This window comes from Streptomyces sp. NPDC056734 (assembly GCF_042790455.1).
Lineage (GTDB): Bacteria > Actinomycetota > Actinomycetes > Streptomycetales > Streptomycetaceae > Streptomyces.
On the sequence record NZ_JBHTZD010000006.1, the window covers coordinates 360,660 to 378,849 of the forward strand.

The window sequence follows — 18,190 nt, forward strand, 5'->3', positions numbered from 1 at the left end:
GGAGGGGGCGCTCCGGGGTCACCCGAACCGGTCCCTCCCGGCCTTTCCCGTCGGCATGGGACACGTCGTACTAAGAGTTCACGGCTCCCATCCTTCCCACGGACACCATCCTCGCCAGGTTCAGGCCGTGTCTTCCATGTCACACGCCATTGGGGGCTGGGGCTGGGGCTGGGCGCTGCGGGCGTGGGGGTGAGTGCCGGTGCCGGTGCCGGTGGTGGGGAGGGGGGCCGTTGCTGGTGCGGGAGGCGGGAGGCGGGAGGCGGGAGGCGGGTGAGGGGTGAGGGGTGAGGGCGTTGGGTCGGGCGGGGTGTCGCGTGGGAACGACGGCACCGCGCCCGGCCGGCCCCCGCGCCCCTCACGCCCGGCTGGGCAGTTCCTCCGCCCCTTGTACGTCGTCGAACACCCGGTCCTCGCCCTGCTCGGTGAGCAGATACGCCTGCGCCTCGCCCACGTGGAAGTACATGCCGTGCAGCTCCAGCGCCCCCTCGCGCAGGGCCTGGGCCACCGACTCGTGGGCGCGCAGATGCTCCAGCTGCTGCACCACATTGGTCAGGCTCAGTTGCTCGATCGAGTCCACGGGGCGGCGCCCGGCCAGCCTCGGCCAGGGGCGATCCGCGTCGGCCATCCGCTCCAGGCTGGGCAGCCCGTGCCGCAGCCACCGCCTGAACGGCGTCCGCGCCCCGCCGGGCTCGGTGTGGAACAGCGCCTGCATCGCACTGCACCCCGAGTGCCCGCACACCGTGATCGACCGCACCTTCAGCACATCCACCCCGTACTCGATCGCCGCCGCCACCGAGTCGTCCCCGCTCTCCGCGCCGGGCAGCGGCACCAGATTGCCCATGTTGCGCACCACGAACAGATCACCCGGACCACTGGACGTGATCATCGAGGTGACGACCCGGGAGTCGGTGCAGGTGAGGAACAGCTGGGACGGCCGTTGCCCCTCCCGCGCCAACCGGGCCAGCTCGCTCCGCACCAGCGGCGCGGTGTTCCGCTGGAACGCACTGATCCCCCGGGCCAGCTGATGCCCGCTCGCCGCGCGGGCGTTGACGGCGCGGGTGGCGGTGCCGGTGCCTGTCTTGGCGTCGGTGCTGTGGCTCGTCCAGGTGCCAGGCCCTTTGTCCGTCCCGGTGCCGGTGCCCGTCCCGGGTCCGGTGCCGTTGGTCCCGGCTGGGGTGGCGTCTGTCCTGGCTCCCGTGCCGTCCGGCCTCGCTCCGGTGCCGCCCAGCCCGGGCGGGGGCGTGGTCGGGGTGGGGTTGGTCGGGTGCGGAGGGGTGAGGTCTGGGGAGGTGAGGGTCGGTGCGGTGGCTTGGGGGATGGTGGAGTTGGGTGCGGTGGGGTCGGGTGGGGTGCCGTCGGGTAGGGCGGGTTCGGGGATGGGGTGCCTGGGTGTGGGGTGCCCTGGCCGGGCGTCCGGCATGGGGGGCTCCAACGCCTCCAGTGCTTCCAACGCCTCCAGTGCCTTCGGTGACTCCGACGGCTCGCACTGGTGGTTGCGCCATGGCGTCCACGGACGGCAGCGGCAGTCGGTAATGGGCGCGTCCGCGGGGCCTGTGGGGCCCGTGGGGCTGGCGGCCCCCGTAACCGCCGTGGCCCCCGAGATCCCCGTAGAACCGTCGGCCCTGGCAGAACCGTTGGCCCCCGAGATCCCCGTAGAACCATCGACCCCGGCAGAACCGTTGGCCCCCGCGAATCCCGCCAAGCCCCCTACCCCCACCGCGTCGGCCACGCCTCCCCGGCCGACCCCGATTCCCCTGCCGGCGAACCCTGTCGCTCCCATGACCGCTCCCGCCCCCGTGATCCCTCCGCCGCCCGAGGCGCCCCCCGTACCCCCGACCTCCCCGCACTCCCCGCACTCCGCCCCCGACGAGGTCGGTGTGAACGAGGGCTGGTCCAGGTCGAGCCGTGGGGTGACGGTGGGTTCGGTGAAGCGGGTGCCGCCGCGGCGGCCGGACAGTTCGACGGTGCCGCCCTGTGCGGTGTGGGTGTTGCGCCAGTCCTGGAGGGTCTCGAACGCCGCGTGGTCCATGAAGGAGCCGTCCAACTCGACGACGACATGGGCCCCGTGCGGCACCTGGTGCAGGGCGCGGCTGAGCCGGGGCACGGCGAGGAACGTCAACTGGCCTCTGACATGGATGCGATGGACTCCTTCCGGTGCGTCGTCGTGGGTGATGCGGGTGCGGGCCAGGCGGTTGAGGGCGACGGCCACGGCGACGGCGATCCCCAGGGTCACGCCCTCCAGGACGCCGAGGAGCACCACGCCGAGGGTGGTGACCGCGTAGACCAGCACTTCTCGGTGTCGGGTCACCGTACGGATGTGGTTCAGGGACACCATCTGGATGCCGACCGCCATCACCAGGGCGGCGAGCGAGGCGAGCGGGATCAGCTCCAGCATGGGGACCATCAGCAGCGCGGCGACTACTACGAGAACGCCGTGCAGCATCGTGGAGTTCCTGCTGACGGCACCCGCGTTCACATTCGCCGAACTGCGCACGGCGACCCCGGCGACGGGCAGTCCGCCGAGTGCCCCGGAGGCGATGTTGGCGGCGCCCTGGCCGAGCAGTTCACGGTCCAGGCTGGAGCGGCCGACCTTGGCGGCCAGGCCGGGGCGGGCGGCGGCCAGCTTGTCCACGGCGACCGCGCCGAGCAGTGACTGCACGCTGCACACCAGCGTGGTGGTGAGCACCGCGGTGGCGATACCGAGCGCCGGGCCCTCGGGCAGCCCGGCCAGCGCGTGGCTGTGCCAGGACGGCAGCTCCACCTTGGGCAGGGCGATCCCGGCGAGCGAGGCCGTCGCGGTGGCCCCGGCGACGGCGATGAGCGGGGCCGGGATTCTGCGCAGCAGCCGTCCGGTGGGACCGGGGACGCGGGGCCAGAGCAGCAGCAGGGCGAGGGTGAGCGCGCTCATCGAGACGGCGGCCGGGTGCAGGTGGGCGAGCTGTGCGGGCAGGGCGGCCAGATTGTCCAGGACGGCGCTCTGCGGGGTGCCGCCGAGGACGATGTGCAGTTGGGCGACGGCGATGGTGACGCCGATCCCGGCGAGCATGCCGTGCACGATCGCGGGGCTGACGGCGAGCGCCGAGCGCGCCACCCGCAGGCAGCCGAGGCCCAGTTGGGCGAGTCCGGCGAGGACGGTGATGGCGCACGTCGTCCGCCATCCGTAGCGGTGGATCAGCTCGGCGGTGACCACCGTCAGCCCGGCGGCGGGGCCGCTGACCTGGAGCGCGGAGCCGCCGAGCCGGCCGGCGACCAGGCCGCCCACGGCGGCGGCGACCAGACCGGCCTGGAGCGGGGCGCCGGTGGCGAGGGCGATGCCCAGGGACAGCGGCAGGGCGATCAGGAACACCGCCAGGGAGGCCGACACATCGGCGCCGGCGATGCGGAAGCGGCGGCCCTTGGCGGGGGGCGGGCTGTGCGACGGGACCGGCCGCGAGCGGTGGGTGTCGACGAGGCGGGTGCCCTTGACCCGTGCGGTCTCCAGGGCCTGGGGAAGTGTACGGAAGGCTGACATCGGTCCCGTCTCCTCCGGGGCGGCGCGGTCGCGGAACAGGGGGTCCCCGCTCGGGCGGGGGTCGGGTCGCGGCCGTGAGGCACGGCTTTGCAGCGGCGGGATGAAATCAACGCTCGGTAAACGGATCGTAATCCAGAGTAAAGGTCAAGCATGGACTTAAGGGGTAAATGGGCTAACGCATCACCTATATGAGCTAATCAATAATTCAGTCGGCTTGTCGTACTAATTCCTTCTCGGTTCCATGCGAGCTTGACGGCGCCCTCATCAGCGTTGGCCCGAGAGAAGGAAGAAGGTGGGCGGACATGGCCGCCACCCAGAGGATCGCCGCGGGCGCCGTGGTCGCCGCGGTCTGTGCCGCGTCGCTCGCCGGCTGCGGCATCGGCTCCACCGGTGCCGGGGAGGGGGCGGCCGGAGCGCACAAGGCCCAGCCCGCCCCGGCGCCCAAGAGCGCGGTCCGGCTCATCGGCGACGGTTCCACCGCGTTCACCGGTGCCCAGCCGCACCTGTCCCGCCCCGAACGCCTGGGGCCCGGCCAGAAGCCGCCGCAGTTCGTGGTGTTCTCCTGGGACGGCGCCGGCGAGGACAGCCAGCAGCTCTTCTCGCACTTTCGTGAGGTCTCCCGGAAGAACAACGCCACGATGACCTACTTCCTCAGCGGCGTGTACCTGCTGCCGGAGGAAAAGCGCGACCTCTACCGGCCCCCGCAGCACTCCCCGGGCCGCTCCGACATCGGCTTCAACGACACGGAAGGCATCGCCGACACTGTCGAGCAGTTGCGTGGCGCCTGGCTTGAGGGCAATGAGATCGGCACCCACTTCAACGGCCACTTCTGCGGCGAGGGCGGCGGCGTGGGCGAGTGGTCGGTCGAGGAGTGGAAGGACGAGATCGCCCAGGCCAAGCAGTTCGTGAAGTCCTGGAAGACCAACACCGGGCTGCGCGAGGCCGCGCCGCTGCCCTTCGACTACGACAGGGAGCTGATCGGCGCGCGCACGCCCTGCCTGGAGGGCCAGAAGAACTTCACGAAGGCCGCCGCGGAGCTGGGCTTCCGCTACGACACCAGCGGCGTCAACAACCAGGTCTGGCCCGGCAGGAAGGAGGGCCTGTGGGACCTGTCCATGCAGCTCGTCCCCTTCCCCGGACACACCTACGAGCAGCTCACCATGGACTACAACTTCATGGTCAACCAGTCCGGCACCACCACCCAGGGCGACCCGTCCCAGTACGAGTACTGGGGCGACCAGATGCGTGACGGCCTGATCCAGGGCTTCGAGCGGGCCTACAACGGCAACCGCGCGCCGCTCATCATCGGCAACCACTTCGAGTCCTGGAACGGCGGCACCTACATGCGGGCCATCGAGGAGACCGTCGAGGCGGTGTGCACGAAGCCGGAGGTGCGCTGCGTGTCGTTCCGTCAGCTCGCCGACTGGCTCGACGCCCAGGACCCCAAGACCCTCGCCAAACTGCGCACCCTGAAGGTGGGCCAGGCCCCCGACAAGGGCTGGGAGCCCTTCCTCTCGGCCGGTCCGGCTCCGGCGCCCAAGGGTGTCCCGGGGGCGCCGGCGGACCGCACATAGCCCACCTCACGGCCAGGGGCAGTCCGGGGGCCGGGCCTTCCCGTCCGTCCACCGGCGCCCCGCGACCGTGTACCGCGGTCGCGGAACGCCCCAGGCTGGTCGTCCCGCCGGAGTCCGGTGTCAGGCCGTGGCGACGACGCTCTCGCCGAGTACGAAGCCGGGGTCGACCTGGGACGCCAGGTCGGCTCCGGTGCGTTCGTTGCCCCACGACTGGGCGTTCTTCAGATGGAAGTGGACCATCTGGCGGGTGTAGTTCCCCCAGTCGCGCAGCGCGTACGTCGCGTCGGTGGCCGTCCGCAGCCGCTCCAGGGCGTGGCGGTTGGGGTCCTCCAGGAGTTCGAACCGGGGCGGGTGGCCCTTCTCCATGGAGCGCACCCAGTCCGAGTGCCCCACCGTGACGAGCAGGTCGTCCCCGACCTCGGCGCGGAGGAAGTCGAGGTCGTCCTGACCCTGCACCTTGTTGCCGACGACCTTCAGGGTGACGCCGAAGTCGCGGGCGTACTCCTTGTACTGGCGATAGACGGAGACCCCCTTCCGGGTCGGCTCGGCGACGAGGAACGTGATGTCGAAGCGGGTGAACATGCCGGAGGCGAAGGAGTCCGAGCCCGCTGTCATGTCGACCACGACGTACTCGTCACGTCCGTCGATCAGGTGGTTCAGGCACAGCTCCACCGCTCCCGTCTTGGAGTGGTAGCACGCGACCCCCAGATCCGCTTCCGTGAAGGGGCCCGTGACCATCAAACGGACGGCCCCGCCGTCGAGTTCCACCTGCCGGGCACAGGCGTCGTAGACCGGGTTGTTCTCGCGCAGCCGCAGCAGCCGCGAGCCCTCACCGGGCGGGGTCGTCTTGATCATGGTCTGGGCGGAGCCGATGCGGGGGTTGCTGCCGCGCAGGTAGTCCTTGATCAGCGGCAGCCGGTCGCCCATGGCCGGCAGCGCGGCGGCCTGGTCGTCGTCCAGGCCGAGAGCGGCGCCCAGGTGCTGGTTGATGTCGGCGTCGACGGCGACCACAGGGGCGCCGGTGGCGGCCAGATGACGGATGAACAGGGACGACAGGGTGGTCTTGCCACTGCCGCCCTTCCCGACGAAAGCAATTTTCATGTTCAGTAAGCGTAGTGGTGCCCGGCGGGTGCGGGGACCGGGGACGTGAAGAAGACCACTCCTTCGTGGGGTGCGCGCCCCTGGTGCGTAGGGTCGTACCCATGAGTACGACTGGTGCGACCGGCGACCCGCTCGCCGCCCTGGGCTCGCTGCCCGGCGTGGCCGACTCCGTCGAGTCCGTACGCAAGGCCGTGGACCGGGTGTACCGGCACCGGGTGATGCGGCGGCGCAGCAACGAGATCACCTCCGAGGCCGCGCTGCGCGGGGCGCGGGGCTCGGCCGCGCTCTCGGGTGCCGACTGGGCGCTCGAAGAGGTGCGTCGGCGCAGCGATTTCGGTGTGGACGGTCAGGCGCGGGTGATGGGCGCCGCGCTGCGGCTGACCGCGGAGGCGGGGCAACTGCTGTCCATCTGGCGTCAGTCACCGCTGCGGGTACTGGCCCGGCTGCACCTGGTCGCGGCCGCGACCGAGGGCGACGAGGTGGGGCGCCCGCGCCTGGTGGGTGAGTCCGTCGACGAGCCGCTGGTCGAGCTGGCGCTGCCCGGTGCCGACGAGGTCTCCGCGCGGCTGGAGGGGCTGAGCGAGCTGGTCATCGCGGGCGGGTCGGCCCCGGCGCCGGTCACCGCCGCCGTCGTCCATGGTGAGCTGCTGGCCCTGCGGCCCTTCGCCTCGTACAACGGGCTGATCGCGCGGGCCGCCGAGCGGATCGTGCTGGTCGGCAGCGGCCTGGACCCGAAGTCGGTGTGCCCCGCCGAGGTCGGGCACGCGGAGTTGGGCCGTACGGCGTATCTCGCCGCGCTCGACGGCTATGTGTCCGGCACGGCGGAAGGGATGGCGGCCTGGATCGCACACTGCGCGCGGGCGGTCGAACTGGGCGCACGGGAGTCGACGGCGGTGTGCGAGGCGTTGCAGCGTGGGGCGGCGTGAAAAGCAGTCCTATGGACGAGGGCGGAAAAACCCCGCCTATGCAAGCGGTACGGCCCTGCCCATGAGATCGGCCTCCGCGCGGGAGGCCGATCGGGGGTGCCGTACAGGGTTGCGGCGGTACGAGGTCTCGTACCGCCGCTGGCATTCGCACCTGGTTACCAAGCGTCCTCGATGTATTGCCCATCAGGTCGGGTACTTCGCCCGTCACCTGGTGCGGCTGGCCCGTAATCGACGGGTCGACGTCGCGTGGGTGCCCTGTGCTCCTGCGCGGTCCGTGGGCCAAATGCGTTATTAAGGCGATCCTCTCGGATATGTCCTTGGTCTCGCGGGCCGTTGAGTCCTTTCTACTCCGGCGCCGCAGCGAGCGGAAGAGCTGGCCGTGGTTCTTTACTTTTAGGTTCAAAAAGGTTCAAAGGGACGGTAATGGTGTGTGCATGGTCGGCGCATGTCCGACGCAGGGGCGGTGCTGGGCGGTTGTTTGACCGGTGCATGGCTGGCCGGGTGAGAAAAGGGCAGGTCAGGCCACGGATCGGGGGGCCGCCGCGCGGCGGCGGCTGGCGTACCAGACCAGGCCGGCGGTGGCCGCGGCGGCGCCTATGGCAGCCGCGGCCACCAGGGCGGGGCGCGGCGGTACGGAGAACGAGGGCAGCCGCTGCTTGAGGCGGACCGGGCGGTGGAAATCGAGAATCGGCCACTCGCGCGCGACGGCCTCGCGGCGCAGCGCGCGGTCGGGATTCACGGCATGTGGGTGACCGACCGCCTCCAGCATCGGCAGATCGGTCGCCGAGTCGCTGTAGGCGAAGCAGCGGGAGAGGTCGTAGCCCTCGGACGCGGCGAGCTGCCGGATCGCCTCGGCCTTGGTGGGGCCGTAGGCGTAGTACTCGACCTCGCCGGTGAAGCGGCCGTCGCCGCCGATCACCATCCGGGTGGCCACCACGCGGTCCGCGCCGAGCAGTTCGCCGATCGGCTCGACCACCTCCGCGCCCGACGTGGACACGATCACCACATCGCGGCCGGCGATGTGATGGTCCTCGATGAGGGAGGCGGCCTCGTCGTAGATCAGCGGGTCGATGATGTCGTGCAGGGTCTCGGCGACGATCTCCCTGACCTGCCGGACGTCCCAGCCGCGGACCAACTGGGAGAGGTAGGCGCGGGTGCGTTCCATCTGGTCGTGGTCCATGCCGCCGACGAGCAGCACGAACTGGGCATATGCGGTGCGCAAGACGGCCCGGCGGTTGATCAGTCCGCCTTGGTAGAACGACTTGCTGAAGGAGAGTGTGCTCGACTTCGCAATGACCGTCTTGTCCAGGTCAAAGAAGGCCGCTGTGCGGGGCAAGGAGTGGTTTTCCACGCCCTTGAGCATAGGGGCAGCCCATTCGGCGTAAGGTGAGGCGCGTGGGTTTGCCTGAGAAGGCTCTCGGGTACACCATGGAAGTCACGGATCGTTCGCGACCGTGCTAACCCGGTCCGGCTCCTCCCCCCCCGAGTCGGCCGTGGGGACGACCCCCGCTCTCCCCCCCGGCGGGGGTCGTCGCATGTCCAGACGGCGTTTCGCGTCTCCTTCCTTTCTTCTCGCGGCCGGGGTGCCGTGTCGGGGCGGCTGAGGCCGCCCCTTTTGCATGTCCATGATCCGTCACTGTGTGTAGCGCGTAGGCTGCGCTGTGGAAGTCGCCACGAGATGTGGCACGGGGTCACTGGTATGGGTGACGGCGATATTCACAACCATCGAGTTGTCCACAGTTTTCGACCAAGATCCACATCATTTTCCGGATCGCTGCACGCTCATTCCAACGCGCCGGGATCGGTGCGAGTTCGCATCCATCGGATCCGTTTCTCGGACGCGTTTGGCCGGTTTCCTTCGGCCACGCAAATGGAGGCCCCGGTTCCCCGGTTCTTCACACACGGGGAATCGCGGCGCCTCAGGAGCCGCGCGAGTCGAGCAGCGAAGGGGGAGTCCCACCCATGTCCACCACCGTCACCCACGATCCACCGCCTCCCGGCCCGGGGCGCCGGGCCGGACCACTCATCCTCACCGAGGACGCCGAACTCCTGGACGACCTGCTGCGCCTGTGCGCCGCGGCCGGGGCCACACCCGAGGTCCACCACGGCGTGCCGCAGCGCAGGGACGGCTGGGAGGCGGCGCCGCTGATCCTGGTCGGCGACGACGCCGCCGCACGGGTGCGCGGCGCCCCCCGGCGACGGGGCGTCGTCCTCGTCGGGCGCGACCAGGACGACCCCGGGGTGTGGGAGCGGGCCGTCCGGATCGGCGCCGACCATGTCCTGGTGCTGCCCGACGGCGAGCAGTGGCTCATCGACCGGATCGCCGACGTCGTCGAGGGCGTCGGAAGGCCCGCCCTGACCGTCGGGGTGATGGGCGGCCGGGGCGGGGCCGGCGCGTCCACCCTGGCCTGCGCCCTCGCCGTCACCTCCGCGCACGAGGGGCTGCGCACCCTCCTGGTGGACGCCGATCCGCTGGGCGGCGGACTCGACGTCCTGCTCGGCGGCGAGACCGCAGAGGGCCTGCGCTGGCCCGCGTTCGCCGCCTCGCGCGGACGGCTCGGGGCCGGCGCGCTGGAGGAGTCCCTGCCCGAGTTGCACGCGCTGCGCGTGCTCAGCTGGGACCGCGGCGACCGCGTCGCCGTCCCGCCGCAGGCCGTCCGCGCGGTGCTCGCCGCGGCCCGGCGCCGGGGCGGCACCGTCGTCGTCGACCTGCCCCGGCGGATCGACCCCGGAGTCACCGAGGTCCTCGCCCAGGTCGACATCGGCCTGCTCGTCGTCCCCGGCGAACTCCGCGCGGTCGCCGCCGCCGCGCGAATGGCGTCCGCCGTGGGAATGATGCTCCGGGACCTGCGGGTCGCCGCCCGTGGCCCGTACGCGCCCGGACTCGACGACCGGGAGGTGGCCCGGCTGCTCGGACTGCCGCTCGCCGGGGAACTGCCCGTGGAAGCCCAACTGCTACGGCCCGACGGGAGCAGGACGCCGCCCGCGGCGGGCGGACGCGGACCGCTGGCCCGCTTCTGCAAGGGGTTCTGGGAGCGCGCCCTGATCGAGGCGAGCGCGGCATGAGCACGGGACCGGGGCCCGCCCTGCTGGACGGCGTGCGGCAGTGGCTCGCCGAGAGCGGCGCGGAACCCACGCCCGCGCGCGTGGCGCAGGCCCTGCGCGAGCAGGGACGGATGCTCGGCGACGCCGAAGTGCTCGGCGCGGCCCGGCAGTTGCGCTCCGAGCTGATCGGCAGCGGCCCACTGGAACCGCTGCTCGCCGACCCCTCGGTGACGGACGTCCTGGTGTCGGCGCCGGACCGGGTCTGGGTGGACCGCGGCGGCGGTCTGGAGCTGACGCCCGTGTCCTTCCCCGACCCGGCGGCGGTACGGCGCCTCGCGCAGCGGCTGGCCGCGGTCGCCGGGCGGCGCCTGGACGACGCCCGGCCCTGGGTCGACGCCCGCCTGCCCGACGGCACCCGGCTGCACGCGGTACTGCCCCCGGTGGCCGTCGGCTGTACGTGTCTGTCCCTGCGGGTCGTGCGCCCGCGCGCGTTCACCCTCGGCGAGCTGGTGACGGCCGGCACGGTCCCGCCCGGCGGCGACCGGATCCTGCGCGCGCTGCTGCGGGCCAGGCTGTCCTTCCTGATCAGCGGCGGCACCGGCAGCGGCAAGACCACCCTGCTCAGCGCCCTGCTCGGCCTCGTCGGACCCGGCGAGCGGATCGTGCTGGCCGAGGACTCGGCGGAACTGCGCCCCGACCACCCCCATGTCGTACGGCTGGAGGGCAGACCCGCCAACCAGGAGGGCGCCGGACTGGTCACGCTGGAGGATCTGGTCCGCCAGGCACTGCGGATGCGGCCCGACCGGCTCGTCGTCGGCGAGGTGCGCGGCCCCGAGGTGGTGCATCTGCTGGCCGCGCTCAACACCGGCCACGAGGGCTGCGGGACCGTCCATGCCAACGCCGCCGCCGATGTCCCCGCCCGGCTGGAGGCCCTCGGCACGGCGGCGGGGCTCGACCGCGCGGCCCTGCACAGCCAACTGGCGGCGGCGCTCTCCGTCGTACTGCACCTGGTCCGTGACCGGGACGGACGGCGGCGTATCGCCGAGGTCGGGGTCCTGGAGCGGGACCCGGCGGACCCGACGGGCCTGGTCCGGACGGTGCCCGCGCTGCGATGGGGCCCGGGGGCGTTCGTGCGGGAGCGGGGGTGGGGGCGGCTGGAGGAGTTGTTGCGGGGGGAGTCGGAGGGGCGAGTGTGACGTGCCTTGGTCTTGTGACGGCTGTTGGGCCTGCCTGCGGTGGTGCCTGCGTCGCCCGTGATGCCTGAGTTGCCCGTGATGCCTTCAGTGTCGGTGATGTTCGTGATAGCCGCGGTATCCGCGATGTTCGTGATGGAGAAGTTGCGTGAGTGAGGGGCGTGATGGACGTGGGAGTGAGTGGGATGGAGCAGGTCGAGGTCTGGGTGGGGGTGGCTCTGGGGTGTGTCGGGGTCGCGGTCTGGCTGACGGGTGGTGGGCATTCCGGGGCGCGGCGGGCGCAGTTGCTGCTCGCCGGTGGGGGTGGTGTGGGGCAGGGGCCACCGCTGTGGCCACGGGTGAGGGAGTGGCTGGCGGGATGGCGCGGGCGAGTGGGGGCCGAGTGGTGGTCGCCGGCCGTCGGGCTGGTGCTGGGGGTCCTTGGGGGTTCCGTGCTGCCGGTCGTCGCGGGGGCGGCCGGGGTGCCCCTGGTGCGGCGGGCGCGGCTCGCGCGGGAGGCGCGGCGGGACCGGGAGCGCCGGGGAGACGCGGTCATCGCCTTGTGCGGGGAACTGGCCGGGGAGGTGCGGGCGGGGCGGCAGCCCGGCGAGGCGTTGCTACGGACCGCGCGGGACTCCGGCGGGCTCGGTGAGGCACAGGCGGCGGTGCTGGCGGCGGCCCGGTTCGGCGGGGACGTACCGGGCGCCCTGGCCGGTGCGGCGCGCGAGCCCGGCGCCGAGGGACTGCTGGGGCTGGCCGCGTGCTGGCAGGTGGCGGTGGACCAGGGCGCGGGGCTCGCGGCCGGGCTCGACCGGCTGGACGCCGCGCTGCGCGCCCAACGGGACCGGCGGGCCGACCTGCGCGCCCAGCTGGCCGGGGCCCGTGCCACGGCGCTGTTGCTGGCCGGGCTGCCGGCGGCGGGCCTGCTGCTCGGCACCGCTCTCGGCGCGGACCCGCTCTACGTCCTGCTGCACACGGGCCCCGGCCTCGCCTGTCTGGCCGTCGGCGTGCTGCTGGAGGGCGTGGGCCTGTGGTGGGCCCTGCGGATCGTACGGCGGGCGGAGGCGCTGTGAGCGGGGAGGTTGTCCACAGGCTGGGGATGGCCGTAGGGGCGGCGCTGGCGCTCGCCTGGGCGGCGCGGCGCCTGGAGACCGCCCGACGGGAGCGGAGAGTACGCCGCCGGGTGGCCGAACTACTGGCGCTGGACGCCGCGTTGCCGGGCCCACGGGTCACGGTGGGGGCCGTCGGGACGGTGGTGCGGCGCTGGGCGCCTTGGGGCGGCGTGGTGGGCGCCGGGTGGGTGCTGATCGGCGGGGTCGCGGGGCTGGTGGCCGGGGGCGCCGGGGCCGTCGGCCTGTGGTGGTGGCGTCGGCGGCAACTGGCCGAGCGGGCGGGTCGGGCGGAGGCGGAGACCGACGCGACCGAGGCCGGGCGGCAACTGCCGCTCGCCGCCGATCTGCTGGCCGCCTGCATCGCGGCCGGCGCCGGTCCGGTGATCGCCGCCCAGGCGGTGGGCGAGGCGCTCGGCGGGCCGATGGGCGGTGCGCTGGCCCGGGGCGCGGCGGAGGTCCGGCTCGGCGGTGAACCGGCGGGGGCGTGGCGGGCGTTGGCCGCGCTGCCGGGCGCGGAGGGGCTCGCGCGGCTGCTGGAACGGGCCGATGTGTCCGGGCTCCCCGCCGCAGCGCCGGTCGCGCGGCTCGCGGCGGACGCCCGCGCGGAGTGGACCCGGGAGGCGACGGCCCGGGTCAGGAGGGCGACCGTGCTGGTCAGCGCGCCGGTGGGGCTGTGCTTTCTGCCCGCGTTCATCGCGGTGGGGGTGCTGCCGGTGGTGATCGGGCTGGCGGACGAGGTGCTGGGAGGGGGTGGTGGGTGACACGGGGGAGGGGGCGTGGGGGTGGCTGCAAGGTGAGGCGTGGGCGAGGGCCAACGGTCGATGACCGGCGAGCTGACGGCTGACGGCCGATGCCCAAAGGGACGACGGCCGACAGTTGGCGGCTGGCCGCCAGCGATCTACGGCGGAACGGCCAACGACTAACGGCCTGCGATCAACGGCGCTCAGTGAGTGCCGAGCGGCGATGGCGAGCGACCGGCATGTGACTGACGTGTGACTGACAAGTCGGCAAGGACCTACGGGGGTTGAGATGTACGGACTGGTACGGGCGCGGCTGCGCGTCCTGGTGTGTCGGGTGCGGAGGATGCGACGGGTGCGGGGTGACGCCGGAATGGTCACCTCGGAGTATGCGCTCGGCCTGGTGACGGCGGCCGGGTTCGCCGTCGTGCTCTACCGGGTGCTGACCAGCGGGACGGTCGCCGCGGAGTTGCAGGCCATCGTGGAGAGGGCCCTCGATGCGAGCGGGTGAGCGGCTGCGCGCGGGTGGGGTGTGGAGGTCCGACCGGGGCTCCGCGACGGTGGAGGCGTCCGTGGTGCTGCCGGTGCTGGTGATGTTCTCGATGGCGCTGGTGTGGGCGCTTTTCGTCGTCGCCGCGCAGATCCAGTGCGTGGACGCGGCCAGGACGGGTGCCCGCGCGGCGGCCCGGCAGGATCCGGACGGGGCGGTCGTCGAGCTGACCCGCGCCGCCGCCCCGCGTGGCGCGGAGGTCACCCTCGCTCGGGAGGGGGACCGCGTGCGGGTGCTGGTCGTGGCGCGGCCCTGGGTGCTGGGGCGGTTCGCCTTCGACGTACGGGAGGAGGCTGTGGCGTTGGTGGAGGGGGCCGTGGCGTCCACGGAGGAGGCTGTGGCGTCTACGGAGGAGGCTGTGGCGTCCACGGAGGAGGCTGTGGCGTCCGTGGAGGGCGCGGCCGGGCCCAAGGGCGCCGCTTCGGGGACCGTGGAGGCCGGGCCATGAGGGGCTGCCGGTTCCGGGCGTGGTGGGCGGCCAGGGAGGGCCGGGGAGGGGACCGTGGCTCGGCCACCGTCGTGAGCCTTGCCGTGATCGTGGTGCTCTGTGCCGTCTTCGGGACGGTGCTCGTCCTCGGACAGGCTGTCGTGGTCCGGCATCGCGCGGCGGGCGGAGCGGATCTGGCGGCGCTGGCGGCGGCCGATCACTGGGCCGAGGGGGGCGCGGCGGCCTGTGCACGGGCGGGGGAGGTCGCGCGGGCGCACGGGGTCCGGCTGGTGCGGTGTGCCGTCGTGGGGGAGATCTCGGATGTGACGGCCGCCTCGGGGCGGGGGCCGTTCGAGGCGGAGGTGAGGGCGCGGGCGGGGCCGCCGGGTCCGTATCCGTGACCGTATCCGTGACCGTGGCCCTGAGCGCGGCCCTGACCGTGCCCTGAGCGGGGCCAGGGGGTGGCCTCGGAGCCCGCCTGGGCCGTCCCTGCCTCAGACGGCGGCGCCTCCGGTGCGGCGGGCGCCTTCCGCGGCAGCTCCGTGAGAAGGCTCCGCCAGGGCCTCCGGCGGCCCCGGTGGTGCCTCGCGCAGCAGCTCGGTGAGGAGCCGTACCGCACCCCTCTTGTGCAGTGGATCGTTGCCGTTGCCGCACTTGGGGGACTGGATGCAGGACGGGCAGCCGGCGTCGCACTCGCAGGAGGCGATGGCCTCGCGGGTGGCGGTGAGCCAGGCGTGGGCAGTGTGGAAGGCGCGCTCGGCGAATCCGGCGCCGCCCGGGTGCCCGTCGTAGACGAAGACCGTCGGCAGGAGCGTGTCGGGGTGCAGGGGGACCGACACGCCGCCGATGTCCCAGCGGTCGCAGGTGGCGAAGAGCGGCAGCATGCCGATGGAGGCGTGTTCGGCGGCGTGCAGGGCGCCGCCCAGGATCTCCGGGTTGATGCGGGCGGCGTCGAGCTGGTCCTCGGTGACGGTCCACCACACCGCGCGCGTGCGCAGGGTGCGCGGCGGGAGGTCGAGCTTGGTCTCGCCGAGCACCTCGCCGGTGATCAGACGGCGGCGCAGGAAGGAGACGACCTGGTTGGTGACCTCGACCGAGCCGAAGCACAGCCGGCCCGCGCCCCAGGGGATCTCGGTGTCGGTGTCCAGGACGGAGATGGAGGTGGTGTCGCGGGCGACCGTGGAGTACGGGGGGCTCGCCCGGTCGACCAGGGCGACGCTGTCGTCCAGGTCGAGGGAGCGGACCAGGTAGGTGCGGCCCTGGTGGAGATGGACCGCGCCCTCGTGGACGGTGGTGTGGGCGGCGCCCGCGTCGACCGTGCCGAGCAGCCGCCCCGTACCGGACTCGACGATCTGTACGGGGGTGCCACCCCCGCCGCGGATGTCGGTGAGGTCGGTGGCCCGCTCCCGGCGGGTCCAGTGCCAGGCGGTGGCCCGGCGGCGCAGCAGCTTCGCGGCCTCCAGCTGCGGCAGCAGCTCCGCGCAGCCGGGGCCGAAGAGGCCGAGGTCGTCGTCGGTCAGGGGCAGCTCCGCCGCCGCCGCGCACAGGTGCGGGGCGAGGACGTAGGGGTTGTCGGGGTCGAGGACGGTGGACTCGACGGGCTGGTCGAACAGGGCTTCGGGGTGGTGGACCAGGAAGGTGTCGAGCGGGTCGTCGCGGGCGACCAGGACGGCGAGGGCGCCCTGCCCGGCGCGGCCCGCGCGGCCGGCCTGCTGCCACAGGGAGGCACGGGTGCCCGGGTAACCGGCGATGACGACGGCGTCCAGGCCGGAGACGTCGATGCCCAGTTCGAGGGCGGTGGTGGCGGCGAGGCCGAGGAGTTCGCCGGAGTGCAGGGCCTGTTCCAGGGCGCGGCGCTCCTCGGGGAGATAACCGCCCCGGTAGGCCGCGACACGCCGGGACAGGGAGCGGTCGATCTCCGCGAGGCGTTCCTGGGCGATGACCGAGATCAGCTCGGCGCCGCGCCGGGAGCGGACGAAGGCGACCGAGCGCACACCCTGGAGTGCGAGGTCGGTGAGCAGGTCGGCGGTCTCGGCGGTGGCCGTACGGCGGACCGGGGCGCCCCGCTCGCCCTCCAGGTCGGTCAGCGGCGGCTCCCACAGGGCGAAGACCAGTTCGCCGCGTGGGGAGGCGTCGTCGGCGACCTCGACCACGGGCAGCCCGGTCAGGCGCCGGGCGGCGACGGCGGGCTCGGCGGCCGTCGCGGAGGCCAGCAGGAAGACCGGGGACGAGCCGTAACGCGCGCACAGGCGGCGCAGCCGGCGCAGCACCTGGGCGACGTGCGAGCCGAAGACGCCGCGGTAGGTGTGGCACTCGTCGATGACGACGTACTTGAGCGCCTTCAGGAAGGCGGACCAGCGGGGGTGGGAGGGCAGGATGCCGCGGTGCAGCATGTCCGGGTTGGTCAGGACGTACGTACCGTACTGGCGGATCCATTCGCGTTCCTCGAACGGCGTGTCGCCGTCGTAGACAGCGGGTCGAACAGCAGTGCCCAGGGGGCGTGAGAGATCTTTCACGGAACGGCACTGGTCGGCTGCCAGGGCCTTGGTGGGGGCGAGGTAGAGGGCGGTGGCGCCACGGCCGTTCGGGGCCTCGGAGCCGTCCAGGAGGGTGGAGAGCACGGGGACGAGATAGGCCAGGGACTTGCCGGAGGCGGTGCCGGTGGCGACGACCACCGAGTCGCCGTCCAGGGCGTGCTCGGCGGCCGTTGCCTGGTGGGCCCAGGGGTGTTCGATGCCCGCTGCCCGCACGGCGGCGATCACTTCGGGACGGATCCGGTCCGGCCAGACGGCATGGCGGCCCGCGCGCGGGGGCAAGTGCTCCGTATGAGTGATGCGCGAAGCCCGGTTCGGGCCCGAGGCGAGCCGGTCCAGCACCGCGCCCGGGGCGGGGCGGGGCGCGGAGTCCGTCGGGAGTCGATCGAAACGGTGATTCTTGGCCATCGGCACCGAGTGTGTCATTGGAGTGACGGACAATGGAGCCAAGGCGTCGTGCACGCCTGCCGGTAAGTGATTGAATGCCATCGCGGCTGGCGAACCGACCCGGGGGCTCCGCCGAGGTGCCCAAGGGCGACCGCTCGATAGCAAGGTGCTGGAGGATCCGTGGACCTGTCCCTGTCGACCGAAACCATCGGCGATCGCACGATCGTCAGGGTCGGTGGCGAAATCGACGTATATACCGCGCCCAAGCTGCGTGAGCAGTTGGTCGAGCTGGTGAACGACGGGAATTTCCACCTCGTCGTCGACATGGAGGGCGTGGACTTCCTCGACTCCACCGGTCTCGGCGTGCTGGTCGGCGGCCTGAAGCGGGTGCGTGCCCATGAGGGCTCCCTGCGTCTGGTGTGCAACCAGGAGCGCATTCTGAAGATCTTCCGCATCACCGGCCTCACCAAGGTGTTCCCCATCCACACCACGGTCGACGAAGCGGTCGCGGCCACCGACTGACCATCCGGTCCGGGCCGCCCGCGCGGCCCGGACCCGGACGAGTTTTTCACTGGGGACCGGGCGTTCGGCGGCCCGGCCCCGATCGCACGCCCGTAGCTCCGAGGGGGATGCATGGCCACCGTCGAACTCCGCTTCAGCGCGCTGCCCGAGCACGTTCGCACCGCCCGGCTGGTGGCGGCTGCGGTGGCGCGCAGGGCCGGGGTGGACGAGGCGGTTCTGGACGAGGTGCGGCTCGCCGTGGGCGAGGCCTGCACCCGGGCCGTGGGACTGCACCAGAGCGGCGGGATCACCGCGCCGGTGAGAGTGGCGCTGATCGAGGAGGAGAAACAGTTCTCCATCGAGGTCGGCGACGAGGCTCCGCAGTCGGTGCCCGGCGCGTCGGCGCCCGGCGAGGCGGACACGGACTCCGAGGACGACGAGATGGGCCTCGCGGTGATCAGCGGGCTCGTGGACGACGTCGAGGTCACCGCCGACGAACACGGCGGGCTGATCCGGATGACCTGGCCCACGACCCCGCCGGAGACGGCACCGCAGGGGGCGTCGGCGCTGCCGTAGGGCGGGTGGACGGCTCCACAAGGGCGTAGGGCCGATG

At 72.8% G+C, this 18,190-nt stretch carries 14 protein-coding genes and 1 pseudogene; 11 read left to right on the plus strand and 4 right to left on the minus strand.

What is annotated here, in order from left to right; genetic code table 11:
- Window positions 1-355 precede the first annotated feature (355 nt).
- A complete protein-coding gene (locus ACFRFC_RS11945; protein ID WP_382680925.1) occupies window positions 356-3,511 on the minus strand; it encodes a SulP family inorganic anion transporter in 3,156 nt (1,051 codons plus the stop codon).
- A 302-nt stretch (window positions 3,512-3,813) separates the two neighbouring features.
- Here ACFRFC_RS11945 and ACFRFC_RS11950 point away from each other — a divergent pair, with 302 nt between their 5' ends.
- Window positions 3,814-5,085 carry a hypothetical protein gene (locus ACFRFC_RS11950; protein WP_382680926.1) on the plus strand — a complete coding sequence of 424 codons (1,272 nt, stop codon included), beginning with the start codon at window positions 3,814-3,816 and terminating at the stop codon, window positions 5,083-5,085.
- A 120-nt stretch (window positions 5,086-5,205) separates the two neighbouring features.
- Here the strand turns inward: ACFRFC_RS11950 and ACFRFC_RS11955 are convergent, their stop codons facing one another.
- Entirely contained in the window at window positions 5,206-6,186 is a 981-nt protein-coding gene (locus ACFRFC_RS11955) for an ATP-binding protein (protein ID WP_382680927.1), read from the minus strand.
- Between the two features lie 101 nt (window positions 6,187-6,287).
- Here ACFRFC_RS11955 and ACFRFC_RS11960 point away from each other — a divergent pair, with 101 nt between their 5' ends.
- The gene (locus tag ACFRFC_RS11960) at window positions 6,288-7,112 is read left to right on the plus strand and encodes an oxidoreductase (RefSeq protein ID WP_382680928.1); all 825 of its coding nucleotides are present in this window, start codon (window positions 6,288-6,290) and stop codon (window positions 7,110-7,112) included.
- 517 nt (window positions 7,113-7,629) lie between these two features.
- Here ACFRFC_RS11960 and ACFRFC_RS11965 read toward each other — a convergent pair.
- On the minus strand, window positions 7,630-8,475 hold the full coding sequence (locus ACFRFC_RS11965) for an HAD family hydrolase (RefSeq protein WP_382680929.1): 846 nt from the start codon (window positions 8,473-8,475) through the stop codon (window positions 7,630-7,632).
- Window positions 8,476-9,074: 599 nt separating this feature from the next.
- Between ACFRFC_RS11965 and ssd the strand changes: the two genes are divergently transcribed.
- From ssd to ACFRFC_RS12000, 7 genes and pseudogenes are all read left to right on the plus strand, one after another.
- The gene (gene ssd, locus ACFRFC_RS11970) at window positions 9,075-10,178 is read left to right on the plus strand and encodes a septum site-determining protein Ssd (RefSeq protein WP_382680930.1); all 1,104 of its coding nucleotides are present in this window, start codon (window positions 9,075-9,077) and stop codon (window positions 10,176-10,178) included.
- Window positions 10,175-11,353: a TadA family conjugal transfer-associated ATPase gene (locus ACFRFC_RS11975; RefSeq protein ID WP_382680931.1), complete on the plus strand. Its 1,179-nt coding sequence runs from the start codon at window positions 10,175-10,177 to the stop codon at window positions 11,351-11,353. The genes ssd and ACFRFC_RS11975 overlap by 4 nt, the downstream gene beginning before the upstream one ends.
- Before the next feature lie 182 nt (window positions 11,354-11,535).
- Window positions 11,536-12,402, plus strand: coding sequence for a type II secretion system F family protein (locus tag ACFRFC_RS11980; protein WP_382680932.1), 867 nt, complete (start codon window positions 11,536-11,538; stop codon window positions 12,400-12,402).
- Complete coding sequence (locus tag ACFRFC_RS11985; protein WP_382680933.1) at window positions 12,399-13,202, plus strand: type II secretion system F family protein; 804 nt, start codon at window positions 12,399-12,401, stop codon at window positions 13,200-13,202. The genes ACFRFC_RS11980 and ACFRFC_RS11985 overlap by 4 nt, the downstream gene beginning before the upstream one ends.
- 268 nt (window positions 13,203-13,470) lie before the next feature.
- Entirely contained in the window at window positions 13,471-13,689 is a 219-nt protein-coding gene (locus tag ACFRFC_RS11990; RefSeq protein ID WP_382680934.1) for a DUF4244 domain-containing protein, read from the plus strand.
- Window positions 13,676-14,047: pseudogene (locus ACFRFC_RS11995) on the plus strand (TadE family type IV pilus minor pilin); the annotation flags it as partial. The gene ACFRFC_RS11990 and the pseudogene ACFRFC_RS11995, both read left to right, overlap by 14 nt.
- A 125-nt stretch (window positions 14,048-14,172) precedes the next feature.
- The gene (locus tag ACFRFC_RS12000) at window positions 14,173-14,556 is read left to right on the plus strand and encodes an Rv3654c family TadE-like protein (RefSeq protein ID WP_382680935.1); all 384 of its coding nucleotides are present in this window, start codon (window positions 14,173-14,175) and stop codon (window positions 14,554-14,556) included.
- Window positions 14,557-14,649: 93 nt separating this feature from the next.
- Here ACFRFC_RS12000 and ACFRFC_RS12005 read toward each other — a convergent pair whose 3' ends face one another.
- A complete protein-coding gene (locus ACFRFC_RS12005) occupies window positions 14,650-17,178 on the minus strand; it encodes a DEAD/DEAH box helicase (RefSeq protein ID WP_382680936.1) in 2,529 nt (842 codons plus the stop codon).
- 78 nt (window positions 17,179-17,256) lie between these two features.
- Here ACFRFC_RS12005 and ACFRFC_RS12010 point away from each other — a divergent pair, with 78 nt between their 5' ends.
- Both ACFRFC_RS12010 and ACFRFC_RS12015 read left to right on the plus strand, forming a co-directional pair.
- Window positions 17,257-17,598 (plus strand): anti-sigma factor antagonist, encoded by a 342-nt coding sequence (locus ACFRFC_RS12010; protein WP_355736290.1) that lies wholly within the window; start codon window positions 17,257-17,259, stop codon window positions 17,596-17,598.
- Window positions 17,599-17,709: 111 nt separating this feature from the next.
- On the plus strand, window positions 17,710-18,153 hold the full coding sequence (locus tag ACFRFC_RS12015) for an ATP-binding protein (RefSeq protein ID WP_382680937.1): 444 nt from the start codon (window positions 17,710-17,712) through the stop codon (window positions 18,151-18,153).
- The last annotated feature ends 37 nt before the right edge of the window (window positions 18,154-18,190 follow it).